Source organism: Vibrio vulnificus CMCP6 (assembly GCF_000039765.1).
Taxonomy (GTDB): domain Bacteria; phylum Pseudomonadota; class Gammaproteobacteria; order Enterobacterales; family Vibrionaceae; genus Vibrio; species Vibrio vulnificus_B.
Genome location: NC_004459.3, coordinates 204,978 through 228,038, shown reverse-complemented (window position 1 = coordinate 228,038; position 23,061 = coordinate 204,978). Strand labels below are relative to the sequence as shown.

The window sequence follows — 23,061 nt, the reverse complement described above, 5'->3', positions numbered from 1 at the left end:
GGTAAAATGTCGCCACTTTTGTCCTTGAACTCGCAGTGCTTGAAATAGAGGCTGTATTTTATCCCTAAGGAATTCTGATGACGGTTAAAACTCGTTTTGCTCCTAGCCCAACTGGCTACCTACACGTTGGTGGTGCTCGTACAGCACTTTACTCTTGGTTATACGCGAAAAGCCAAGGTGGTGAGTTCGTTCTACGTATCGAAGATACTGACTTAGAGCGCAATTCTCAGGAAGCGGTAGATGCCATTCTTGAAGGTATGCAGTGGCTAGGTTTGGAATGGAACGAAGGTCCTTATTTCCAAACTCAGCGTTTTGACCGTTACAACGAGATGGTTGACAAGCTGCTTGCGGAAGACAAAGCGTACAAATGTTACGCATCAAAAGAGCTGCTTGATGAAGTTCGTGCAGAGCAAGAAGCCAACAAAGAAATGCCTCGCTATGACGCTGAGCATCCAAAAATCAAAGCGGCAAATGAAGCGGCAAAAGATGGCGATCCATGCGTGATTCGTTTCCGTAACCCGAAAGAGGGTAGCGTGGTATTCGAAGATCAAATCCGTGGTCGTATCGAAATCAGCAACAGCCAAATGGATGATCTCATCATCCGTCGCACTGACGGCTCACCAACCTACAACTTCTGTGTGGTGGTTGACGACTGGGATATGGGCATTACGCACGTTATTCGTGGCGAAGACCATATCAACAACACGCCTCGTCAAATCAACATCTATGAAGCATTAGGCGCGCCAGTCCCTACGTTTGCGCATTGTGCCATGATTCTAGGTGATGACGGTGCGAAACTGTCTAAGCGTCATGGTGCGGTATCAGTGATGCAATACCGCGATATGGGTTACTTGCCAGTGGCATTGAACAACTACCTCGTGCGCCTTGGTTGGTCTCACGGCGACCAAGAAATTTTCTCTCAAGAAGAGATGATCAACCTATTTAGCTTGAATGCTATCTCAAAGTCAGCGTCTGCGTTTAATACCGACAAGCTGCTTTGGTTGAATAACCACTACATCAAAACATCGGATCCTGAGTATGTGGCAGAACACCTGCAATGGCACTTGGATCAAAAGGGCATCAAGACAGAAAATGGTCCAGCCATCACTGACGTGATCAAACTGGTTGGTGAGCGTTGCAATACGTTGGTTGAGTTGGCCGATCAAATTGGTTACTTCTACCAAGATTTTGACGCATTTGATGCAGATGCAGCGAAAAAACACTTACGTGGTGTGGCGAAGCAGCCGCTAGAAGTCGCACTGGCTAAAGTGGAAGCACTTACTGAGTGGACAACAGAAAACCTACACCAAGTGATTGCCGATGTGTGTACTGAGCTTGAAATCGGTATGGGCAAAATCGGTATGCCTCTGCGTGTTGCTGTTACTGGTGGCGGTCAGTCTCCTTCTGTGGATGCGGTGATGCAGCTCATCGGTAAAGAGCGTGTTGTTGCGCGTATTAAGATGGCGTTGGCGTTTATTGCAGAGCGTGAAGCAAACGCATAATTGGCCAGCGAGAATAACAAACCGCAGCTCTGTGCTGCGGTTTTTTTTGGACTTTGTTTGAGTGCGAAAAAGAGCACGCGTTATTTGAGACCGATACTGTTCAATCGGCCCATAAAGGTGAGGATCTCTAAATTCTCTTTGTGCGCTTCCAATAGCGCTTTTTTGGTCTGTGAGTAGGCGGCAAGTTTGCCGTATTTGCTGATGGAACGAACGACGGTTTTGTATTTGTATTCGCCTTTGTCATTCATCACACGCCATTTGGCAATGTAGCAGGTATCTCGGTTGTTAGGATCCGCCAGAGTAGGGTTGGGTTTGTGTACGATCTTTGGTTCTAAACTATGAGGCAGACGAGTCATTAAGTACGGATCTTTCATTAGGCGTCGCCAGAATTTCCCCCACATCTCTCTCCCTAGTTCATTACGCATTTTAATCGCTTTTTGTAGCGCTTTCTTTTCCCCAAGTTTTACAAATCCAATCGAACGATGCAGCACTTTATCGTCAGGTGTATGGATATGAATTTTAAAGGCAGTTTTGCCTTTTGAAATAAAACGATGCCCAGTGTTAGTTATCAGATTGCTCTTAGTCATAACAGTAACTAATAATTTTATTAATATGGGTTAGAGTAAGAAAATATTAGTAATAATTAAAGTAGCAAAATGAAAAGTTGCCCATTTTTTTCTGAACAATAGGAAAGTACTGGACGAAAAAAAGCCAAGCGTCGTTGACGCTTGGCTTAGTAAAATGGCGCTCCCAACAGGATTTGAACCTGTGACCTGCCCCTTAGGAGGGGGCCGCGCTATCCAGCTGTGCCATGGGAGCAGGCTTGTTATCTTACGGAAATAGACACAAATGTTAAGCCTTAACTTTTGATATTAAAGCGGTTTGTGCATTACGTCGCCAATCTGGATACTGGAGGCTAAGTTCGGTTGATCCACCGTCAACTCGGCTTCATTTTCATAAACTCGAGAAACCGTTAAGGTAATTTCGCTTTGAGATACTTTATTGCGTGGCAAGCCGTACTGATCAATAAACGAAGCCGTGTGCCAAAGTTGCAACCTGTCGCCTTCGCGCACACCATGAACTCGGCCGAGATCCATCGTGACGGTATTGCCAAAAACAGCCACAACTTCTGGCAAGGTGATCTTGCACGACACTTCCGATTCCATATCTAACATGATGTTACGGCTGACTCGCAGCATCATCTCACCATAGGTTGAAGCCCAGAAGCGCGCACTGCGAGTGTCAATTTGGCTGGTTTTTGCAAACGGCCACTTCGCCACTTCACGGTAGCTTCTTGAATACACTTCATTGCCCGTTTTGCCATCGTACACCTGCATTTCGAGGGCAAACTGGCGATTGATCACGTCATCCACCAGTAATTTCGATTCGATCGTCGCGGTTAAGTCAGTGATGACACCACCGATGATGTATTGAGCACCAGTGTCTTGGGCAATCATCTTGATACGTTCCGGATTACGTCGATCAATATCGTAATCAGTGGTGCCGACCGAAACAAAACTTCTTGATTCCTGATCAAACTGTCGGTTAATGACGTGGCTGAAATCGTCCCCCACTTTGTAGATTTGCCCCATCACCGCTTGTTGGGGGGAGGCAACATCGATATTGCCGACCAAAATGGTCTTTTTATATTGGCTAACGTGGCAACCTGTTGCCGATGGATAAATATCAATTCTGGCACGTACTTCGACCTTATTCCCTTTGGATCGTTGAGACTGAACCAGGATGTAGCGGACTTCGTGGTTAGTGAATTGATACTCTGTGCGGCTCTCTTCAAGAAATGGGCGAAGATTACTGAGGCTGCCGATGTCTGCCCCAGAAAAGTTGACGGCTTTATATAACGCGTCCTCTAAGGCGTGAACTCTTGCCACTTCTTCAGATGAAACAATGGTGGCAACTCCCGTCGCTTCATACCATGCAGCATGAGCATTCAGAGAAATGAGTGTCATCCAAATTGTTGAAAATAGGCCAAAAGTGATTTTTTTCATTGTGGGTTTCCCAAGTGGGTATAGATATTGCTTTGCATTTATCAGCTGTATATGGATGTCGCTTTTAACTTGTTGCAGAGATACAAAAGCAAAGACTGTTCCAAGATTGTAAACCAGTCGGAAAACAAAAGCAGTCTTAATGGACATCTGAGATTATCTGGAGATTAACCCCATGAAAAAATGGATTGTTGTAGCGTCCGTCATGGCTTTGAGTTCATGCGCCTACTCACCGATTTACAACGGTAAAGAACCGTACTCGGGCAGCCAATTTATGCTGATGGAAAGCCCGCGTCATACTATGGACTTCTTTGTCGAGAGCCTGACGGAAGATCTGATTCTGTCAAATACCAGTGTGTCTGCTCGCACGCCGATTGCCGTCACCTCGTTTGTTGATTTGCAGAACATGGATTCAACCAACTGGCTTGGAAATTCCGTGTCTGAAGGCTTTATTTACCAACTTCAGCGTCGTGGCTTCAAAGTCGTGGATTTCAAAACCACGGGATCAATTCAAGTGACGCAACAAGGCGATTTTGCTTTGAGCCGTGATTGGAAAGATCTCGCACAAGAACAAGAAATCCAATATGTACTAACAGGGACCATGCTACGACAAGAAGGCGGCGTGTTAGTCAACGCTCGCGTTGTGGGGATGCAAACTCGAGTGGTAGTGGCTTCAGCTCAAGGCTTCTTACCTGCTGAACGCATTGGCCGCGACTTGGATACATTGAACAGCATTCGCACTCAAGATGGGGTGATCATTCGTTCAGATCCGACCATTCGTCAACCATATACCGTGATCCTGCGTCCATAGGGGGAGCTATGAAAAAGTATCTTATCGCTTTCGTTATGCTCCTTATGGTGGGATGCCAACCGCTGCAACAGATGCGTCAAGACGATATGCTGGTTGCCGTGGGGTATGCCAGTATTAGTGAACAAACAGGCCGCACAGATGAAGAAAAACGCGTTCGTGCTATGCGTGCTTCTAAAATTGATGCGTATCGTGAACTTGCCGAGCAGGTTTATGGTATGCGAGTGAGTGGCAGAGCGCATTTGGAAGATCAACGTTTGGGTGTTGAAAATACTTCCGGTGCGGTTGATGGTGTGATCCGTGGTGCAGAAGTGGTGCGTAGTTACCCTGTGGGCGACAGCTATGTAACTGAACTGCGTTTAGATATCCGTAAGATGGATAAGCTGCGTGACTACGGTGAAGTTCAGCAGATCCCTGAAAAAAGGCAGCAAACACTTTTCTAATCTCTTTCAGTTTTCCAGATAATCAGAATCAAGCGGCCACGGTTGGCCGCTTTTCTTTTATTCGTTTTTAGCGCAGCGTTCGTGATTTTTTGACGTGATGTTATCGAAGGATAAAAAGGAGGATTCGATTTAGTGTTGTATGAGAAAAGGGGCATTGGGTTTGGATTAATACCGAAAAAAGGCGTTATTCGGTGTGATTACGCTTTGATATTGGTACCAAGGGTAGAAATGGTATGCGTTTTACCACCGGCATTATAAGTCATGCCTATTTTTCCGTGGCTATGTTGCAGCATATTATTGAGTTTGTTGAAGCTAGATTGAGCGCGCGTAAGCGCTTCGCCGTTGATTTGGTTGATTTGTTGGCAATCAAGAATAATAGATTGAATACTGGCAACCGTTTCTCTTAAGTAAGTATCTTCGGTAAGTTGATTGACATGCGGGTGAGAGGCAATTCGCTGGTCAGTTTGTTGTAAACGACCAATGAGCGTCATCTTTTCTTTGGCAATTTTCTCAATATCTGCTGAAACACGGCTAGCAATGATCTTGCTTTCCTTTTCTAACACAATAGAGAGAGCTTTAGCATTTTCAAACTGGAAATTTACTAAATCAACTAAAGCAGCCATAACTACTACCTACCTAGACCTTATGCTTTAACGCGGTCTGCCAGTTCGTTTTCAAATTTCATCATGTTATCTGCAAGCTTTTCAGGATCGACACGATAAGAACCGTTTGCGATCGCTTCTTTGATCGCGGCGACTTTAGCGGCATCGAATGCTGGCTTAGACGCCATTTCCTGATGAAGCTGCTCGATATCACGACTTTGTTGACTCAAAGAGACTGCATCTTGCCCGACGTTGCTTTTTTTCGCTTCGTTACGGGTATCAGATACCGAATTTGAATCGGCACGCGCAGGGCCACGACTGTTTGTCGTCATGATTTGACCTGAACGTATGTTATCGATACTTGCCATATATAAACCTTACCTACACAGTACGGGATTTGTACTCTCAGTATCGACCACGTCAGTCAATACTTTAGAAAAAATTTCCATTTTCTTTCTAGCAGGATTCGGGCCTAAAACTTAGACGAGCCCCGATAGGAAGCATGAGGAACATGTTAAAACGAAACAGTCACTTCAGCAATGCCGGTCACAATTCCTTCGATTATACGCTGAGACTTGTCATTTTTCACCCGAACTTGTTCCCCTGTTGCGCCATCTTGCAATGAGGTGCCTTGAGTTGTGATTGTCATCCCATCCTTTGTTGCTTTTATCACCACTTTTTCATTGCGGCATACAACACAGATGTCTCCTCGTTCCACTACATCACCAGGACGCAAAACGCGTTTTACTTTCGCCCCAACGACTTGATTGATGTCGGAATACCCTTCTTTACGAAAGCGTTGCAACTCTATCAAATTGGTACTCACATCTGAGAAGGAGATGATTTCTCCCCGGCTAAGGGAGCGATTTGCCGTTACAAGGGAAACGGCAATCGACAGTCTCACAGGAACATAGATCTGCCATTCATCTGGTGGACATTCCACAAGAACATTAATATTACTTCGAGTGCTATTGGTTGAAGTGGAACTTGTTACCAAAGCAATCGGGCAATCGGTCGCTTTTATTCTACTATCTATATTAGCGGCACTGACAGTCAACTGGCCTCCCAATGGGGCCTCCACATTGGCTAAAATGTGTTCTTCTGCAGCTAACTGTATCTGTTTTATTTGATTTTCTGTCGCGCCATGCGCAAAAAAACTAAACAAAGTTAGCAAAATGCCGATAGACTTAGCGTAACTTTTATAGAAAGCTCTACACTTATAGATGGTAAATGAAGATAAATAAGTATTAGAATACGCCATTCTGTTTCTCTGGTGTTATGCAGCTGTAATTAGATTATCACTTTTAATCAAAAAGTTTGAGATGGAGATGAGCTTATGACGGGGATTCTTGATTCAGTGAATCAGCGGACGCAACTCGTAGGTCAAAATAGACTTGAGTTGCTGACCTTTCGTTTAATGGGCCGACAACGTTATGGTATTAACGTATTTAAAGTCAAAGAAGTGCTACAGTGCCCTAAGCTTACTTCAATGCCTAATCTGCACCCACTGGTAAAAGGTGTTGCTCATATTCGTGGCCATACCGTGTCGGTGATTGACCTAAGCCTAGCAATTGGCGGACGTCCAACTCAAGATATCGATAAATGTTTTGTGGTTATCGCAGAGTTCAACCGTTCCATTCAGGCGTTCCTGGTAACTTCTGTTGAGCGTATTATTAATATGCATTGGGAGGCTATCTTGCCACCACCAGATGGTGCTGGTAAAGCGAACTACCTAACCGCAGTAACCAACATTGACAATGAGTTAGTTGAAATTCTCGACGTTGAGAAAATTTTGGCTGAAATCGCGCCAGTGGATGAAACGATGGATTCTTCTATTGGTGAAGAAATTGCCAAGGTGGAAACTGAAAAAGCGATCGTACGTCGCATCTTGATTGCTGACGACTCAACCGTTGCTCGTAAACAGGTAGAGCGCGCCATTACCAATATTGGTTTTGAATGCGTGGCGGTTAAAGATGGTAAAGAGGCTTACGAGAAGCTGCTTGAAATGGCCGCAGATGGCCCGATTAGAGATCAGATTTCTCTTGTGATTTCGGATATCGAAATGCCTGAGATGGATGGTTATACTTTAACGGCGGAAATTCGCCGCCATGCAGAGCTAAAAGATCTGTATGTGATCCTGCACTCCTCTCTCAGTGGTGTCTTTAACCAAGCCATGGTTGAACGAGTCGGCGCAAATGCGTTTATCGCGAAGTTCAATCCAGACGAATTGGGTAATGCAGTGAAAACTGCACTAACAAACTAATAAAGAGACGTTAATGACTGCTATTACAATCAGTGACCAAGAGTATCGAGACTTTAGCCGTTTTCTAGAGTCCCAGTGCGGCATCGTATTGGGTGACAGTAAGCAGTATTTGGTCCGTAGCCGTCTCAGTCCATTGGTCACCAAATTCAAACTAGCTTCACTCTCAGATCTTCTAAGAGATGTGGTCACTGGCCGCAATCGCGAACTTCGAGTGGCAGCAGTCGATGCAATGACGACAAACGAAACCTTGTGGTTTCGTGATACCTATCCTTTCACCGTGTTGGCAGAAAAGCTTTTGCCTGAGGTTGCGGCAAGCCGTCGCCCTATTAAAATTTGGTCAGCGGCAAGTTCTTCAGGTCAAGAACCTTATTCGATGGCAATGACGGTGCTAGAGACTCAACAACGCAAGCCCGGCATGTTAACCAGCGTGTCAATCACCGCGACGGATATCTCAGCCAGTATGTTGGATATGTGCCGTGCTGGTGTGTATGACAACCTGGCCCTAGGACGTGGTCTTTCTCCTGAGCGACGTCGCACGTTTTTTGAAGACGCAGGCGATGGCCGTATGAAAGTCAAAGACAACGTAAAGCGTTTGGTGAACTTTAGGCCACAAAACTTGATGGATAGCTATGCGTTACTGGGTAAATTTGACATCATTTTCTGCCGAAACGTATTGATTTACTTTTCACCAGATATGAAATCAAAAGTGCTCAATCAGATGGCGAACAGCTTGAACCCTGGTGGTTACTTACTGCTAGGGGCATCAGAGTCTCTCACTGGATTGACAGACCGATTCGAAATGGTTCGTTGTAATCCAGGTATCATCTATAAGTTGAAGTAATTTGCAAAGCAACAGACAAAATTCAAACAGCTCGATATTCTCGAGCTGTTTTTTTATATCTAGTTTTCTAGTTTTCTAGTCCCTAGTTCCCTCAGCCTCTTAGGTCTTCTGTCATTTTCCTTCGAGCTCTCTGGTTCACTTCCACTAAACGGGCGCCTTCAGATTGTTTGGGTGTATAATTTTAAAACCAGTCATGTTGGTGAAGCTTTATGACATTCCCTTCACTGACATGGCTTAGTTATTGCTATTCCAATATCGGTTAAAACAAATTTTGTTGGTTTTGTCTTTTGGCACACTAATTGCTTTTGTTTAACCAATAACGGTCAGTTCTATTTGTAGAGGCAAGTTATGACTATCTCTTTTGACAAGGCACTAGGCATCCACCAACACACGGTGGGCGTGCGTGAACGCAATGCAGAGGTTATCTCTACTAACATTGCGCAAGCAAACACACCTGGCTACAAGGCAAGAGGGCTAGATTTTTCTAAGGAACTGCAGGCGGCAAGTTCGGGGGCAAGCATTGGTCTTAGCCGTACGGATGGTCGGCATATTCCTGCCACTACAACGGTAATGGGTGAAAAACTTTATCGTTTACCGACTCAACCAGATACCGGAGATGGCAATACGGTGGATTTGGATCTCGAGCGTAATTTGTTTATGCAGAATCAAATTCGTCATCAAGCGTCTCTCGATTTTTTGGGCGGGAAATTTAAGAACTTAACGAAAGCGATCAAAGGGGAATAATTAGATGAGCTTATTTAATGTGTTCAATGTGACTGGTTCTGCAATGAGTGCTGAATCTGTTCGTCTAAATACGACCTCAAGTAACCTAGCCAACGCGGATAGTGTCAGTAGTTCTGCTAAAGATACTTACAAAGCTCGTCACGCGGTGTTTGGTGCTGAGTTAAGTAATGCGATGTACAACCGCGGGGACACGGTTCCTGTGAAAGTACTTGGCATTGTGGAAAGCGATAAACCGCTGAGCGCGGAATACAACCCAGAGCACCCACTCGCAAACGATGAAGGCTATATCTACAAGCCTAATGTCAATGTGATGGAAGAAATGGCCAACATGATTTCTGCTTCACGAGCGTACCAAACAAACGTTCAAGTTGCAGATGCAAGTAAACAAATGCTGCTGCGTACGCTGCAGATGGGTCAATAGGGATAAGGAGGTAGCGTATGGCCGGAATCAATAACGTTGGTCAAAGCGGCTTGTCCTATATCGACCAGCTTAAGAGTTTGCAAGAGAGCAAGAAGCCAACAGAAACAACAGGTAAACAAGAGCTTAAACAAGAAGACTTTTTATCGTTGTTGACCAAGCAGCTTGCTCAACAGGATCCTTTTAAGCCGGTGAGTAACGACCAGATGATTGCGCAAATGGCGTCATTTGCGACCGTCGATGGCATCGGCAAGATGAACTCTCAGTTCGAGAGCCTCAACTCATCGATGACGTCAAACCAAGCATTACAGGCTTCTTCTTTAGTGGGTCGTGATGTTTTGGTTCCAGGAGCGGCGGGGCTGAAGCAAGAAAATACGGGTATGCCTGCCATGGTCAAACTTCCACAAGCGATGGATAACGTGATTGTCCGTGTGGAAAACGAAATTGGCCAACTGGTTCGTTCTTTTGAGGTAGGAGCGAAACCTGCGGGAGATAACCGTGTTGAATGGGACGGCAACGACGAAAACGGTAATCCATTGCCGGCTGGCAAATACAAAGTGAAGGCATCAGGTTTATTGGATGGTCAGTCAAGTGACTTCCCAGTATCCACTTATGCCAACGTAAACAGTGTATTGCTAGGTAAAGGTGATGGTAACGTACTGCTCAATCTGGCTGGCTTTGATTCGCCAGTTCGACTTGCTGAAGTACTAGAAGTTGGCAAAGCGTAATTACGCTGGCTAGATTCAGGAGATTTTGGAATGTCATATGTATCTTTAAGCGGTTTGTCCGCAGCTCAGTTAGATCTAAATACCACGAGTAACAACATTGCTAACGCCAATACCTACGGCTTTAAAGAGTCGCGTGCGGAGTTTGGTGATGTTTACTCTAACTCACTCTTTACCAATGCGAAAACCACTCCAGGTGGTGGTGTACAAGCAAACCAAGTGGCACAACAGTTCCACGAAGGTTCAAGTATTTACACTAACAACCCTATGGATTTGCGCATTAGCGGCACCGGTTTTTTTGCCGTAGCGAAAGACCGCATGGTACCCAACCAGAACGAACTAACACGTAATGGTGCATTTCATCTAAGCAAAGACAACTACATGGTGACGGCGAATGATGAATACTTACTGGGTTATCAAGTGGACCCGTTGAGTGGCGATGTGGCTTCTTATGAACCCCAGCCTCTGAACATCCCTGCGGAGTTTGGTAAGCCAAAGCAGACCTCGAATGTCACTGTGGGTGTTAACCTACCTGCCAGTGGTGCGCTTAAAGATCCACAGGCATTTGATTTCGAAGATCCAGATACGTATAACCGTTCTACTTCTTCGACGATCTATGACTCAATGGGTCAATCTTACAAATTAACCACCTACTATTTGAAAGATCAGACTCAGCCCAATACTTGGCAGACGTACTACACGGTAACAGACAGCCAAGGTGAAAAACCTCTCAATATTGCTGGCGGTGATGCGACCAACGCGACAGGTCATATTGGCCACACCGTTAAGTTCAATAATGATGGTACATTGGCAAGTCTCAACAATGGTCAGCCAATCATTTCAGATCCGCTTGGTGCTGGTGCTGTGCCGATTGATATGAACGGTGGCGATCCAACGCAAACCATCGCGTTTGATTTAAACTCATCAACCCAGTTTGCCGCGCCATTTGAGCTGACAAAGTTCGATGAAGATGGTGCCACCACGGGTTTCTTGACCAAAGTTGATATCGACGAAAACGGCAGTGTTTACGGTACATACTCTAACGGTGAAAACGTGACTCTAGGCCGAGTTGCCTTGGTACGTGTTCCAAATGAGCAAGGCTTGGATAAGAAAGGTGGTACGCAGTGGAATTCAACCAATAACTCAGGCGATAAAATCTGGGGTGAATCAAACAAAGGTTCATTTGGTACGGTTTCCAGCGGTGCGCTTGAGCAGTCGAATATCGATATGACTCAAGAGCTGGTGGATCTGATTTCTGCTCAGCGAAACTTCCAAGCAAACTCACGTGCGCTAGAAGTTCACAACCAGCTACAACAGAACATCCTGCAGATTCGTTAATCGTTTTTACATGACATTCATCTGGTGCTTAGCCTGAACGACCTCACTCAGGCTAAGCATTATTCACATCTATCATACTTTGCCTCTCTGATTGCCGATCGGCATCTTTTCTACCGATGGTTTGCCTCTCTCTGATTGCCTCTTTCGTAGTTATTCTTCTATGTGTTTGAATTCATTGAATAAAATAAATTGGCATGATGCTTGCTTTTAAGGTCTTAGATTAAGATTTTTGGAGCGGATTATGGATCGTGCACTCTTTCTTGCTATGAGTGGTGCCAAGCAGAATATGCAGGCTCTGCAACTACGAGCGAACAACCTAGCCAACGTGAGCACAACAGGGTTTCGTGCAGATTTAGCACAAGCTCGTTCAATGCAAGCGTACGGTGACGGGCTACCTACTCGAGTTTTCAGCATGACAGAGCGCCCAGGACATAATTTTGCTCAAGGCAGTGTGATCACCACAGGCCGTGACCTCGATATTACGATTGAGGGAAATGGTTGGATTGGGGTGATGGATAAACTAGGCAAAGAAGGGTTAACCCGTAACGGTAATCTGAAAGTCGATCAAAATGGACTACTGAGCAATGCCAGTGGACATTTGGTCCTTGGGGAAGGTGGTGCACCCATTACCATTCCTCTTCCTGTGAGCAAAATTGAAATCGGTCGCGACGGCACGATTTCGGTCTTACCTCAAGGAGCGCCAGCGGAAGAGATGGAAGAAATCGATCGTATTAAGCTGGTCAAGACCAATGACAGTGCCTTGTTTAAAGACACCAATGGCCTGTTCCGCCACAAGGAACCCAATCAGCCGTACGAAGCGGATCCAACGGTGCAAATCATGACAGGTGCCATTGAGGGCAGCAACGTGAATGCTGTTGGTGAAATGACGGCTCTGATTGACCTGCAACGTCAATTTGAGATGCAGGTAAAAATGATGAGCACAGCAGAAGAGATGGACAAGTCGTCTGATTCTCTGCTTCGTATGAGCTAACAGAATTAGAGGTCACAGATTATGCATCCGGCACTATGGGTAAGTAAAACGGGCTTAGACGCTCAACAAACCAATATCGCGACAATTTCAAACAACCTAGCGAACGCCTCAACCATCGGTTTTAAAAAGGGTCGTGCGGTATTTGAAGATCTGTTCTACCAAAATATTAACCAACCTGGCGGTCAATCTTCTCAGAATACGCAACTACCCAGTGGTTTGATGTTAGGTGCGGGCTCAAAAGTGGTCGCAACACAAAAAGTGCATACACATGGTAACGCCCAAACCACCACCAATGCGTTGGATCTGATGGTTGAAGGGGATGGCTTTTTCCAAATCACCATGCCCGACGGCAATATTGGTTACTCCCGCAATGGCCAGTTCACACTGAACGGTGAAGGTGTCGTAGTCACATCCGGTTCGGGTTATCCATTAGAACCTGAAATTGTGATCCCTGAAGACGCCATTTCCATTACTGTCGGTACGGACGGTGAAGTCTCTGTGCGTATTCGTGGCCAGCAGAATAACCAAGTGGTTGGGCAAATCACCATTACCGACTTTGTTAACCCAGGTGGTCTAGAGCCCATTGGTCAGAACCTCTACTTGCCGACAGGGGCGAGTGGTGACCCACAAGAAGGGGTACCTGGCCTTGATGGCTTGGGTGAAGTGCGCCAATCCATGCTAGAAACATCCAACGTGAACGTAACGGAAGAATTGGTCAACATGATCGAAGCACAACGTGTTTACGAAATGAATTCAAAAGTCATCTCATCGGTCGATAAGATGATGAGTTTTGTTAACCAGCAGCTTTAAGCGCTGGTTAGCTAAACGAGTAGGAGAGAATATCGCCATGAAACGCATCAGTCTGATTGCTTTAGTCACCATCATGAGTGGCTGTACCATGCTTGAGCCAATCGAAACCCCAGAAGTGGTCAATGCGACGACAGTGGTGGATGCGGTTGAAGGGGATAAGTCGAAGGACGAGAGCTCGGGTATCGTCGATACCTTGCGTGGACGTAGCGATCCCGTGGCAGGCGATCCTGCGTGGGCTCCCATTCATCCGAAACAGCAGCCAGAGCACTACGCTGCGGAAACGGGCTCGCTATTTAGCGTGAATCATTTGTCGAATCTTTATGATGACTCGAAGCCTCGCGGCGTCGGTGACATCATTACCGTCACTCTGGATGAAAAAACCAATGCTTCCAAAAGTGCCAATGCGGACCTGTCGAAAAGCAACGATTCAAGCATGGATCCCCTTGAAGTGGGTGGGCAAGAGCTCAAAATCGACGGTAAGTATAATTTCTCTTACAACCTGACCAACTCAAACAACTTCACTGGCGATGCGTCGGCAAAACAGAGCAACAGCATCAGCGGTTACATCACCGTGGAAGTGATCGAAGTACTGGCCAATGGCAACCTCGTGATTCGTGGTGAGAAGTGGCTGACGCTGAATACGGGTGATGAGTACATTCGCCTCAGTGGCACAATTCGTCCTGATGATATTAGTTTTGACAACACTATTGCGTCAAATCGCGTTTCTAACGCAAGAATTCAATATTCTGGTACCGGGACACAACAAGATATGCAAGAGCCTGGATTCTTGGCACGATTCTTTAATGTCTCTCTATAAGCGGCAAAGCCGATGGCAATTTGACGGCTTGATCCTGCACTAGAGAAAGGTAAGTTAAGATGAAAAAGTTCACCCTACTGTTGTTATGTTTTGTATTGCCGATGACCTCGGCCTATGCGGCGCGTATTAAAGATGTTGCTCAGGTGGCAGGGGTAAGAAGCAACCAATTAGTAGGTTATGGTCTTGTCTCTGGTTTGCCTGGAACGGGTGAATCCACACCGTTTACCGAGCAGAGTTTTGCCGCAATGCTACAAAACTTCGGCATTCAGTTGCCTGCGGGAACCAAACCAAAAATCAAAAACGTTGCCGCTGTAATGGTAACGGCAGAACTTCCTCCTTTTTCTAAACCCGGTCAACAGATTGATGTGACGGTCTCCTCTATTGGTAGTGCCAAGAGCTTACGTGGCGGTACCTTGCTGCAAACCTTCTTGAAAGGTTTGGATGGGCAAGTTTATGCCGTGGCACAAGGCAACTTAGTGGTGAGCGGTTTTAGCGCAGAAGGGGCGGATGGCTCTAAAATCGTCGGCAATAACCCAACCGTCGGTATTATCTCTAGCGGTGCCATGGTTGAGCGTGAAGTGCCAACCCCATTTGGCCGTGGCGACTTCATTACATTCAACTTACTTGAATCTGATTTCACCACCGCACAACGCATGGCCGATGCCGTCAATAATTTCCTTGGTCCTCAAATGGCCTCTGCGGTCGATGCGACGTCGGTACGTGTGCGAGCACCCCGCGACATCAGTCAGCGCGTCGCCTTTCTTTCTGCCATTGAAAACCTCGAGTTTGATCCAGCAGACGGCGCAGCCAAAATCATTGTTAACTCACGTACGGGTACCATTGTGGTGGGTAAACATGTTCGATTAAAACCTGCGGCCGTGACTCACGGTGGTATGACGGTTGCGATTAAAGAAAACTTGAGTGTGAGTCAGCCGAATGGTTTCTCGGGTGGCGAAACCGTTGTTGTTCCCAATTCAGATATTTCAGTGACCGAAGAACAAGGTAAGATGTTCAAATTTGAGCCGGGCTTAACCTTGGATGATCTTGTTCGCGCGGTTAACCAAGTCGGTGCTGCACCGTCAGATTTGATGGCCATTCTACAAGCGCTTAAACAAGCGGGTGCTATCGAGGGACAACTGATCATCATCTGATCGGTTTGGAGGCAATATGATTAACAATCCAAACGACATCGGCTTTATTCACGACATTAGCAATCTTGATAAGCTACGTCAGCAAGCCGTGAACGATAAAGATGGCGGTGAACAAAAAGCACTAGAAGCGGCGGCAAAACAGTTTGAGTCGATTTTTACTTCCATGTTGTTTAAATCGATGCGCGAAGCCAATAGTGGTTTTGAATCGGATTTGATGAACAGCCAAAACCAGCTGTTCTATCGCCAAATGTTGGATGAACAGATGGCCAGTGAGCTCAGCTCTTCCGGTTCGCTTGGCTTAGCGGACATGATTGTGGCGCAGTTAAGCAGTGGAAAAGGCATCGACAAAAATGAGTTGGCAATGCGTGAAGCGGGACAAGAAGCGCCACAACGTATGCCAATCAATCGCTCGAAAGCGCGAGAAACCGAGCAGCGCCTGATTGAGTCAGGCCAGCTTGCTCGCAGTGATAAGGCAAGGTTTGATTCACCAGAGTCGTTCATTACTTCGATGAGACCTTACGCGGAAAGGGTGGCAAAATCCTTAGGGGTTGAACCTTCTCTATTGCTCGCACAAGCGGCCTTGGAAACAGGCTGGGGGCAGAAAGTGGTGAAAAATGCTCGTGGCAGCAGCAATAACCTCTTCAACATCAAAGCGGATCGCAGTTGGGCGGGTGACAAAGTTACTACGCAAACTTTAGAGTTCCACGACAATACGCCAGTGAAGGAAACGGCAGCGTTTCGTTCATACGATTCGTTTGCCGACAGCTTTAATGATTACGTAGCGTTTTTAAATAACAATCCGCGTTATCAGACCGCACTTCAGCACAATGGCGATTCTGAAAGCTTTATTCGCGGTATTCATCGTGCAGGTTATGCGACGGATCCTGAATACGCCGACAAAGTGCTCAAAGTGCAGCAACGTATCGACAACATGTAATCTCCCAACGGCCTACTAAAAATAGGCCGTTTTTTTACCCTTCCTTAACCCTTAAATCCTTTCTATATCAGTCATGTGTTTTTGTTGGCATATCTTTTGCATTTTTACCGTCAGGTGATCAGTTTTTACTGATTTGATTGAGTTTTTGGGGGCATTATGGCGTCGGATCTTCTGAATGTAGGTACTCAGAGCGTACTGACAGCTCAGAGACAATTAAATACTACCGGTCATAACATTTCTAACGTAAATACAGAAGGTTATAGCCGTCAGTCGGTCATTCAAGCGACCAATGATCCCCGTCAGTTTGGTGGTTCTACCTACGGTATGGGCGTGCATGTGGAAAATGTTCGCCGCTCTTGGGACCAATTTGCCGTTAATGAGCTTAATCTTTCCACCACCAACTTTGCCAACAAAGGGGATGTCGAAGCGAACTTAGAAATGCTTTCAAGCATGCTTTCTTCTGTTGCGTCGAAAAAAATTCCTGAAAATCTTAATGAATGGTTCGATGCGCTAAAAACCTTGGCGGACAGCCCAAACGATATTGGCGCGCGAAAAGTTCTACTGGAAAAAGCGCGAATCATCAGTGAAACCGTTAATGGCTTTCATGAAACCATTCGTCAGCAATACGATGTCACCAATAAAAAACTCGATATGGGTATAGAGCGTATCAACCAGATTGCGGTTGAAATCCGTGATATTCACCGCTTGATGATGCGCACGCCTGGTCCTCATAACGATTTGATGGACCAACACGAAAAGCTGGTCAAAGAGCTTTCTGAATACACTAAAGTGACCGTGACTCCGCGGAAAAACGCGGAAGGTTTTAACGTGCATATCGGCAATGGCCATACGCTCGTCTCAGGCACGGAAGCAAGCCAACTTAAGATGATTGATGGCTACCCAGACGTTCATCAACGTCGCCTAGCGATCTACGAAGGAAAGTCATTAAAACCGATTAAAAGCGTTGGTCTAGACGGCAAACTCGGCGCCATGCTTGACATGCGTGACAACCAAATCCCCTATGTGATGGATGAACTTGGCCGCATGGCAGCCGGATTTTCTGATGAAGTGAACAAGCTGCAAAAACAAGGTCTGGATTTACGCGGCAATATTGGTGGTGTGATTTTTACCGATGTAAATGCCGAGGTGATCGCCAAATCAAGAGCCGTGACGGCGCCAGATTCGCAAGCCGAAGTGGCCGTTTTTATTAACGATTTAGCGTCGCTCAAAGGTGGTGAATATGCGCTTCGTTATGACGGCAGTAACTATACAGTGACCAAGCCATCGGGCGAAACGGTCTCCGTCTCTTTAGATTCAGCTAAGTCTGCGTTTTACATGGATGGTATGCGTGTTGAAGTGAGAAATGAGCCCAAAGCGGGCGAAAAAATCTTATTACGCCCAACGCGTAACTCGGCCGCGCAAATGCAAGTCGCAACGAATGATGCGAGTATGATTGCCGCACAAAGCTATGAAGCCTCCACCAGTTTTGCTCAAGGAACCGCTCAATTTAACATTTTGGCCGCGGGTGATTTGCGCGAGTTTGAAGTGATTGTGTCACCCCAAGGCGATCAGTTTGCGGTGATTGATACTAAAGGCAATGTGGTACGAAGCCCGGAACCTTATCCACCCAAAGGTCCGGTTTCAGTGACTTTGCCATCATCGCATCCCAGTTATAAAGAGGGTAAAGAGACCGTCTTTGAATTGACCGCTGGCGCGTGGGCAAACGACAAGTTTACCGCCAACCTTGTTCCGTCTGAAGGTGATAACGGTAACTTGCGTAAAATGCAGCAAATTCAATTGGATAAAAAGATGGATGGTAATCAATCCACCATCATAGATGTTTATCATAACTTGAATACCAATGTGGGATTGCGCAATTCCACCGCAACGCGATTGGCCAATATTGCTCAGCATGAGAATGAAGCCGCTCAAGAACGCATCGCGTCGATTTCAGGTGTTAACCTCGATGAAGAGGCGGCAAACATGATGCGTTTCCAGCAAGCTTATATGGCTTCGTCACGCATTATGCAGGCGGCCAATGACACCTTTAACACCATTTTGCAATTGAGATAGAGGGAGCAGGTAAATGATTAGCCGTATCGCCAGTTTCCACAACTATCAGTCGGTGCAAAACGATTTGCGCCGCATGGAAAATAAAATCCATCACAACCAAGCGCAGTTGGCGTCTGGCAAGAAGTTGTTATCACCGAGTGATGACCCCCTTGCAACACACTACATTCAAAATATTGGTCAGCAATCTGAGCAGTTAAAACAGTATCTTGATGCGATCGTCCTAGTACGCAACCGTCTTGAGCAGCATGAAGTGAATGTGGCTAACCAAGAGCAGTTTGCAGACGAGGCGAAACGTACCGTGATGGAAATGATTAACGGTGCATTATCACCGGAAGATCGCCGCGCGAAACGACGTGAAATTGAGGAACTGGCCACCAATTTCCTCTACCTTGCCAATGCACAAGATGAATCCGGCAACTATACCTTCGCTGGCACCAAGCCAAAATCGCAGCCGTTTTTCCGTGACTATGATGGCACGGTGACTTATGCAGGGGATGACTACCAACGCAAAATGCGAGTGTCGGCCAATCTTGAAATGGCGATGAATGATCCTGGCAGTAAGTTGTTTATGGATATTCCGAATCCCTTTGGCGATTACGAACCAGAATATCAGTTGCAAAATGCTTCTGAGTTGTTGCTCGAAAAAGCAGTCAACGAAGACTATTTCGATAAAGCGACTTATCGCGTCACTATGGTTGATATGAGTAATGGTCGCTGGGGATACCAATTAGAAAAAGATGGCAGTGTGGTTGCCGCTGATGAGTTCAACCCATCAACAGGCATCCAGTATGAAGATCTTACGATTCAGCTCAAAGGCCAGATCCAGAAAGGTGACGTGATTGAGCTAAAGCCAAGAGAAACATTTTCTATTTTCGATAGCTTCAAAAATGCAGAGAAATACTCTGAAGCGTCGGTGTCTGATGCCAATGCCACGGCGAAGTTGCACCAAGTAACGGAAGAGTTTCATGCTGCCTTTATCCATCTCAACAAAGCGCGCACCGACATTGGTGCTCGCCTAAGTACACTGGATATCCAAGAGCAGCAACATGAAGATTTCAATCTCTCTTTAGCGAAAGCGAAGAGCAATTTTGAAGACTTGGATTACTCCAAGGCAATTATTGAATTCAATGAGAATTCACGCGCGTTGCAAGCTTCGCAGCTCGCATTTGGTAAAACGAAAGATCTCACATTATTTAATTACTTGTAGTGAGCAAGAGCGAACCGCCTCTGAATGAGATGACGGTATCGTGAGTGTGCACAACAGACTTTAGGAAACCTCTTGTTGGTTTTTCAACATTGATGCCTTATGAGCCATGCCTTAAGTGCGGATAAGCAGAAAAACCTTGCCACCTTCCGGCAGATGTCTCTAAAAGCGGCAAAGCGGCAAAGTGGCAATGCCAGTAGATAGAGAGCAAAACAAAGAGGTTGAAGAAGTTGAAGGAAAATATCACTTTGTAAGTGTATGTTTTCTTAGAAATAAGGCAGGTAACAGTCTTATTTTAAAAAGTTGGCACACAAATTGAATCTACTAAATCAGAAATGATTTACCGGTTCTAAAAACTGCCACCGGCGGTTTTAGCAAGTAATTACGGTCAGTGCTTTTCCATAAGAGAGTAAAGCTGGCCGCTTCGCACAAGCTTGCGAACTCGAAAGGAGAGCAAAATGGCTGTAACAGTAAGCACTAACGTATCCGCGATGACTGCGCAACGTTATCTAAACAAAGCGACAGATGAGTTAAACACCTCAATGGAACGTTTGTCATCTGGTCATAAAATTAATAGCGCCAAAGATGATGCGGCCGGTTTGCAAATTTCTAACCGCTTAACCGCTCAGTCTCGTGGCCTAGATGTGGCGATGCGTAATGCCAACGATGGTATCTCTATCGCTCAAACCGCCGAAGGGGCGATGAATGAAGCGACGGCAGTCTTGCAGCGCATGCGTGACTTGTCGATTCAATCCGCGAACGGTACTAACTCAACGTCTGAGCGCCAAGCGATTCATGAAGAAGCGAGTGCTCTACAAGACGAAATTAACCGTATTGCTGAAACCACATCGTTTGGTGGACGCCGTCTACTGAATGGCACCTTTGGTGATGCAGCATTCCAGATTGGTTCTAACTCTGGTGAAGCGATGATTATGGGCTTAACCAGCATCCGTGCCGATGATTTCCGTATGGGTGGCACGACCTTCCAGTCTGAAAATGGCAAAAACAAAGATTGGGAAGTGAGCGCGGATAACGCAGAGCTGAACATCGTATTGCCAGAGATGGGTGAAGATGAAGATGGCAATGTTATCGATTTAGAAATCAACATCATGGCGAAAAGCGGTGATGATATTGAAGAATTGGCAACGTACATCAATGGTCAATCGGACTACATCAACGCATCGGTAAGTGAAGATGGCAAGCTGCAAATCTTTGTTGCTCAACCAAATGTGAAAGGCGATATCTCGATTTCGGGTAGCCTTGCCTCTGAACTGGGTTTGAGTGACGAACCGATTGCGACAACAGTACAAGATTTGGATCTGCGTACCGTACAAGGTTCTCAGAACGCAATTAGCGTTATTGACGCGGCATTGAAGTACGTTGATTCACAACGTGCGGACTTAGGTGCAAAACAGAACCGTTTAAGCCACAGTATTAATAACTTGGCGAACGTTCAAGAAAACGTTGATGCATCGAACAGCCGTATTAAAGATACTGATTTTGCGAAGGAAACGACGCAAATGACGAAAGCACAGATTTTGCAACAGGCAGGTACTTCTATTCTTGCTCAAGCAAAACAATTGCCAAACTCTGCAATGTCACTATTGCAGGGCTAATAGTAATCCTGTGTCTGCTGTGGTTCAGACGTGAGCTTATAGATGCAGGATAACTTGGCAAGCAGCTTTACCGTGAATGAAGGGCTCTCTCATCTCTCACCTGCCTGACATTATTCGTGTAAAGTTGCTCGGTGCCGGAAATGTGTTCATTTCTCTTGATCTCCACATTGGCTCTGGCTACCAACCTAGCCCCGGTTCTCTCAAAGGAATAGGGGCTTTTTCTTTTTCTGCACAAACGCGTTTTTATACCGATGTGCACCTACCACGATTCCATCTCGCTTTTTGATCGCTTTGTCGATGACCTTTTTCTATTGTGGCAATTTCATGCCCCTCATCTGGATGAGATGGTTTCTACCTTCTGCTCCTATGGCAAAGATGCGCAAAACTTTAGCGTTATTTTCGCTTTTTTCCTCTTTTTCCTGCTTTGGTCACGAATTTCTCACCAAATGAACTTTTCTCAAAAAAATCGTCTTTTTCCTCTAAAGGATTTTCAAGCTGAGCCGTTAATAGAAGTAACTTTGAGAGAACTACTTGGTTTTCCGAGACGTCGGAAACCGTAATATCGGAAAATCAATTGGAGAATTCATCATGGCAGTGAATGTAAATACAAACGTAGCAGCAATGACAGCACAGCGTTACCTGAATAACGCAAACAGCGCACAACAAACTTCGATGGAGCGTCTGTCTTCAGGTTTCAAAATCAACAGTGCAAAAGATGACGCAGCCGGTCTGCAAATCTCTAACCGCTTGAACGTGCAAAGTCGCGGTCTAGACGTTGCGGTACGTAACGCCAACGACGGTATCTCAATCGCACAAACCGCAGAAGGTGCGATGAACGAGACCACCAACATCCTACAACGTATGCGTGACCTATCTCTGCAATCAGCGAACGGCTCAAACTCAAAATCAGAGCGCGTGGCGATTCAAGAAGAGATCACCGCATTGAACGACGAGCTAAACCGTATCGCAGAAACCACGTCTTTTGGTGGTAACAAACTGCTCAACGGCACTTACGGCACGAAAGCAATGCAAATTGGTGCGGATAACGGTGAAGCGGTCATGCTGTCACTCAAAGACATGCGCTCTGACAACGTGATGATGGGCGGCGTGAGCTACCAAGCTGAAGAAGGCAAAGACAAGAACTGGAATGTGGCCGCAGGCGACAACGACTTGACGATTGCACTGACAGACAGCTTTGGTAACGAGCAAGAGATCGAAATCAACGCGAAAGCGGGCGATGACATCGAAGAGCTAGCGACGTACATCAACGGTCAAACTGACCTTGTAAAAGCGTCAGTGGGTGAAGGCGGCAAGCTACAGATCTTTGCTGGTAACAACAAAGTTCAAGGTGAAATTGCTTTCTCAGGTAGCCTAGCTGGTGAACTTGGCCTAGGCGAAGGCAAAAACGTCACGGTAGACACGATTGACGTGACAACCGTACAAGGTGCGCAAGAGTCGGTAGCGATTGTGGATGCGGCACTGAAATACGTAGACAGCCACCGTGCAGAGCTGGGTGCATTCCAGAACCGTTTCAACCATGCAATCAGCAACTTGGACAACATCAACGAGAACGTGAACGCGTCGAAGAGCCGAATCAAAGATACCGACTTCGCGAAAGAAACGACTCAGTTGACCAAGACACAAATTCTATCGCAAGCATCAAGTTCCATTCTTGCGCAAGCGAAACAAGCGCCAAACTCAGCGCTAAGTCTACTAGGCTAATCTCTGAGCAGCAGCGGTTAATTTCGGTAAGCAGGAGCCAGGTAGTCTTACCT

General features: G+C 46.0%; 23 protein-coding genes and 1 tRNA gene. 18 read left to right on the top strand and 6 right to left on the bottom strand.

The genetic code is table 11. The annotated features are described in order from the left end of the window. The first annotated feature begins 77 nt into the window (after window positions 1-77). A complete protein-coding gene (gene gltX, locus VV1_RS01130; RefSeq protein ID WP_011078351.1) occupies window positions 78-1,502 on the top strand; it encodes a glutamate--tRNA ligase in 1,425 nt (474 codons plus the stop codon). A gap of 80 nt (window positions 1,503-1,582) precedes the next feature. Here gltX and VV1_RS01125 read toward each other — a convergent pair whose 3' ends face one another. The 3 genes from VV1_RS01125 to VV1_RS01115 form a co-directional block, all read right to left on the bottom strand. After that, window positions 1,583-2,089: a hypothetical protein gene (locus tag VV1_RS01125; protein ID WP_011078350.1), complete on the bottom strand. Its 507-nt coding sequence runs from the start codon at window positions 2,087-2,089 to the stop codon at window positions 1,583-1,585. 155 nt (window positions 2,090-2,244) lie between these two features. Then, window positions 2,245-2,321: transfer RNA gene (locus VV1_RS01120), tRNA-Arg, on the bottom strand. Between the two features lie 53 nt (window positions 2,322-2,374). Next, window positions 2,375-3,508 (bottom strand): flagellar assembly protein FlgT, encoded by a 1,134-nt coding sequence (locus VV1_RS01115; RefSeq protein ID WP_013572259.1) that lies wholly within the window; start codon window positions 3,506-3,508, stop codon window positions 2,375-2,377. A gap of 172 nt (window positions 3,509-3,680) precedes the next feature. Here VV1_RS01115 and VV1_RS01110 point away from each other — a divergent pair, with 172 nt between their 5' ends. Together VV1_RS01110 and flgP are read left to right on the top strand one after the other, a co-directional pair. Then, a complete protein-coding gene (locus tag VV1_RS01110) occupies window positions 3,681-4,316 on the top strand; it encodes a FlgO family outer membrane protein (RefSeq protein ID WP_011078348.1) in 636 nt (211 codons plus the stop codon). Window positions 4,317-4,324: 8 nt separating this feature from the next. Further along, window positions 4,325-4,756, top strand: coding sequence for a flagellar assembly lipoprotein FlgP (gene flgP / locus VV1_RS01105; protein WP_011078347.1), 432 nt, complete (start codon window positions 4,325-4,327; stop codon window positions 4,754-4,756). Window positions 4,757-4,953: 197 nt separating this feature from the next. Here flgP and VV1_RS01100 read toward each other — a convergent pair whose 3' ends face one another. From VV1_RS01100 to flgA, 3 genes are all read right to left on the bottom strand, one after another. Beyond that, window positions 4,954-5,379, bottom strand: a complete 426-nt coding sequence (locus VV1_RS01100) for a flagella synthesis protein FlgN (protein ID WP_011078346.1) — start codon at window positions 5,377-5,379, stop codon at window positions 4,954-4,956. Between the two features lie 20 nt (window positions 5,380-5,399). Further along, window positions 5,400-5,726 (bottom strand): flagellar biosynthesis anti-sigma factor FlgM, encoded by a 327-nt coding sequence (gene flgM / locus VV1_RS01095; protein WP_011078345.1) that lies wholly within the window; start codon window positions 5,724-5,726, stop codon window positions 5,400-5,402. Window positions 5,727-5,872: 146 nt separating this feature from the next. Continuing rightward, a complete protein-coding gene (flgA, locus tag VV1_RS01090; protein ID WP_011078344.1) occupies window positions 5,873-6,619 on the bottom strand; it encodes a flagellar basal body P-ring formation chaperone FlgA in 747 nt (248 codons plus the stop codon). Between the two features lie 75 nt (window positions 6,620-6,694). Here flgA and VV1_RS01085 point away from each other — a divergent pair, with 75 nt between their 5' ends. The 15 genes from VV1_RS01085 to VV1_RS01010 all read left to right on the top strand — a co-directional run bounded on the left by VV1_RS01085 (window position 6,695) and on the right by VV1_RS01010 (window position 23,008). Continuing rightward, window positions 6,695-7,621, top strand: coding sequence for a chemotaxis protein CheV (locus VV1_RS01085; RefSeq protein WP_011078343.1), 927 nt, complete (start codon window positions 6,695-6,697; stop codon window positions 7,619-7,621). A 13-nt stretch (window positions 7,622-7,634) separates the two neighbouring features. Continuing rightward, a complete protein-coding gene (locus tag VV1_RS01080) occupies window positions 7,635-8,462 on the top strand; it encodes a protein-glutamate O-methyltransferase (protein WP_011078342.1) in 828 nt (275 codons plus the stop codon). 348 nt (window positions 8,463-8,810) lie between these two features. Then, window positions 8,811-9,206: a flagellar basal body rod protein FlgB gene (gene flgB / locus VV1_RS01075; protein ID WP_011078341.1), complete on the top strand. Its 396-nt coding sequence runs from the start codon at window positions 8,811-8,813 to the stop codon at window positions 9,204-9,206. Window positions 9,207-9,210: 4 nt separating this feature from the next. Beyond that, entirely contained in the window at window positions 9,211-9,627 is a 417-nt protein-coding gene (gene flgC, locus VV1_RS01070; RefSeq protein WP_011078340.1) for a flagellar basal body rod protein FlgC, read from the top strand. Window positions 9,628-9,644: 17 nt separating this feature from the next. After that, a complete protein-coding gene (gene flgD / locus VV1_RS01065; RefSeq protein ID WP_011078339.1) occupies window positions 9,645-10,352 on the top strand; it encodes a flagellar hook assembly protein FlgD in 708 nt (235 codons plus the stop codon). A 30-nt stretch (window positions 10,353-10,382) separates the two neighbouring features. After that, window positions 10,383-11,687: a flagellar hook protein FlgE gene (flgE, locus tag VV1_RS01060; protein ID WP_011078338.1), complete on the top strand. Its 1,305-nt coding sequence runs from the start codon at window positions 10,383-10,385 to the stop codon at window positions 11,685-11,687. Between the two features lie 241 nt (window positions 11,688-11,928). Next, complete coding sequence (gene flgF / locus VV1_RS01055) at window positions 11,929-12,678, top strand: flagellar basal-body rod protein FlgF (RefSeq protein WP_011078337.1); 750 nt, start codon at window positions 11,929-11,931, stop codon at window positions 12,676-12,678. A gap of 21 nt (window positions 12,679-12,699) precedes the next feature. Further along, window positions 12,700-13,488, top strand: a complete 789-nt coding sequence (gene flgG, locus VV1_RS01050; RefSeq protein WP_011078336.1) for a flagellar basal-body rod protein FlgG — start codon at window positions 12,700-12,702, stop codon at window positions 13,486-13,488. A gap of 37 nt (window positions 13,489-13,525) precedes the next feature. After that, the gene (gene flgH, locus VV1_RS01045; protein ID WP_011078335.1) at window positions 13,526-14,305 is read left to right on the top strand and encodes a flagellar basal body L-ring protein FlgH; all 780 of its coding nucleotides are present in this window, start codon (window positions 13,526-13,528) and stop codon (window positions 14,303-14,305) included. 59 nt (window positions 14,306-14,364) lie between these two features. Next, window positions 14,365-15,456 carry a flagellar basal body P-ring protein FlgI gene (locus VV1_RS01040; protein WP_011078334.1) on the top strand — a complete coding sequence of 364 codons (1,092 nt, stop codon included), beginning with the start codon at window positions 14,365-14,367 and terminating at the stop codon, window positions 15,454-15,456. 16 nt (window positions 15,457-15,472) lie between these two features. Then, window positions 15,473-16,393 carry a flagellar assembly peptidoglycan hydrolase FlgJ gene (gene flgJ, locus VV1_RS01035; protein WP_011078333.1) on the top strand — a complete coding sequence of 307 codons (921 nt, stop codon included), beginning with the start codon at window positions 15,473-15,475 and terminating at the stop codon, window positions 16,391-16,393. Window positions 16,394-16,549: 156 nt separating this feature from the next. Then, complete coding sequence (gene flgK, locus VV1_RS01030) at window positions 16,550-18,466, top strand: flagellar hook-associated protein FlgK (RefSeq protein ID WP_011078332.1); 1,917 nt, start codon at window positions 16,550-16,552, stop codon at window positions 18,464-18,466. Between the two features lie 13 nt (window positions 18,467-18,479). Beyond that, the gene (gene flgL, locus VV1_RS01025) at window positions 18,480-19,673 is read left to right on the top strand and encodes a flagellar hook-associated protein FlgL (protein WP_011078331.1); all 1,194 of its coding nucleotides are present in this window, start codon (window positions 18,480-18,482) and stop codon (window positions 19,671-19,673) included. A gap of 455 nt (window positions 19,674-20,128) precedes the next feature. Then, entirely contained in the window at window positions 20,129-21,286 is a 1,158-nt protein-coding gene (locus VV1_RS01020) for a flagellin (RefSeq protein WP_011078330.1), read from the top strand. Between the two features lie 588 nt (window positions 21,287-21,874). Beyond that, on the top strand, window positions 21,875-23,008 hold the full coding sequence (locus VV1_RS01010) for a flagellin (protein WP_011078329.1): 1,134 nt from the start codon (window positions 21,875-21,877) through the stop codon (window positions 23,006-23,008). Window positions 23,009-23,061 lie beyond the last annotated feature (53 nt).

Bases quoted from the DNA above. Each gene is read 5' to 3' on its own strand.
- flgD (WP_011078339.1), top strand. From the start codon at position 9,645: ATGGCCGGAATCAATAACGTTGGTCAAAGCGGCTTGTCCTATATCGAC.
- flgA (WP_011078344.1), bottom strand. From the start codon at position 6,619: ATGGCGTATTCTAATACTTATTTATCTTCATTTACCATCTATAAGTGT.
- flgH (WP_011078335.1), top strand. From the start codon at position 13,526: ATGAAACGCATCAGTCTGATTGCTTTAGTCACCATCATGAGTGGCTGT.
- VV1_RS01110 (WP_011078348.1), top strand. From the start codon at position 3,681: ATGAAAAAATGGATTGTTGTAGCGTCCGTCATGGCTTTGAGTTCATGC.
- flgJ (WP_011078333.1), top strand. From the start codon at position 15,473: ATGATTAACAATCCAAACGACATCGGCTTTATTCACGACATTAGCAAT.
- flgF (WP_011078337.1), top strand. From the start codon at position 11,929: ATGGATCGTGCACTCTTTCTTGCTATGAGTGGTGCCAAGCAGAATATG.
- flgG (WP_011078336.1), top strand. From the start codon at position 12,700: ATGCATCCGGCACTATGGGTAAGTAAAACGGGCTTAGACGCTCAACAA.
- VV1_RS01115 (WP_013572259.1), bottom strand. From the start codon at position 3,508: ATGAAAAAAATCACTTTTGGCCTATTTTCAACAATTTGGATGACACTC.
- VV1_RS01010 (WP_011078329.1), top strand. From the start codon at position 21,875: ATGGCAGTGAATGTAAATACAAACGTAGCAGCAATGACAGCACAGCGT.
- VV1_RS01020 (WP_011078330.1), top strand. From the start codon at position 20,129: ATGGCTGTAACAGTAAGCACTAACGTATCCGCGATGACTGCGCAACGT.
- flgE (WP_011078338.1), top strand. From the start codon at position 10,383: ATGTCATATGTATCTTTAAGCGGTTTGTCCGCAGCTCAGTTAGATCTA.
- VV1_RS01100 (WP_011078346.1), bottom strand. From the start codon at position 5,379: ATGGCTGCTTTAGTTGATTTAGTAAATTTCCAGTTTGAAAATGCTAAA.
- flgL (WP_011078331.1), top strand. From the start codon at position 18,480: ATGATTAGCCGTATCGCCAGTTTCCACAACTATCAGTCGGTGCAAAAC.
- flgK (WP_011078332.1), top strand. From the start codon at position 16,550: ATGGCGTCGGATCTTCTGAATGTAGGTACTCAGAGCGTACTGACAGCT.
- VV1_RS01085 (WP_011078343.1), top strand. From the start codon at position 6,695: ATGACGGGGATTCTTGATTCAGTGAATCAGCGGACGCAACTCGTAGGT.
- flgP (WP_011078347.1), top strand. From the start codon at position 4,325: ATGAAAAAGTATCTTATCGCTTTCGTTATGCTCCTTATGGTGGGATGC.
- VV1_RS01125 (WP_011078350.1), bottom strand. From the start codon at position 2,089: ATGACTAAGAGCAATCTGATAACTAACACTGGGCATCGTTTTATTTCA.
- flgB (WP_011078341.1), top strand. From the start codon at position 8,811: ATGACTATCTCTTTTGACAAGGCACTAGGCATCCACCAACACACGGTG.
- VV1_RS01080 (WP_011078342.1), top strand. From the start codon at position 7,635: ATGACTGCTATTACAATCAGTGACCAAGAGTATCGAGACTTTAGCCGT.
- flgC (WP_011078340.1), top strand. From the start codon at position 9,211: ATGAGCTTATTTAATGTGTTCAATGTGACTGGTTCTGCAATGAGTGCT.
- flgM (WP_011078345.1), bottom strand. From the start codon at position 5,726: ATGGCAAGTATCGATAACATACGTTCAGGTCAAATCATGACGACAAAC.
- gltX (WP_011078351.1), top strand. From the start codon at position 78: ATGACGGTTAAAACTCGTTTTGCTCCTAGCCCAACTGGCTACCTACAC.
- VV1_RS01040 (WP_011078334.1), top strand. From the start codon at position 14,365: ATGAAAAAGTTCACCCTACTGTTGTTATGTTTTGTATTGCCGATGACC.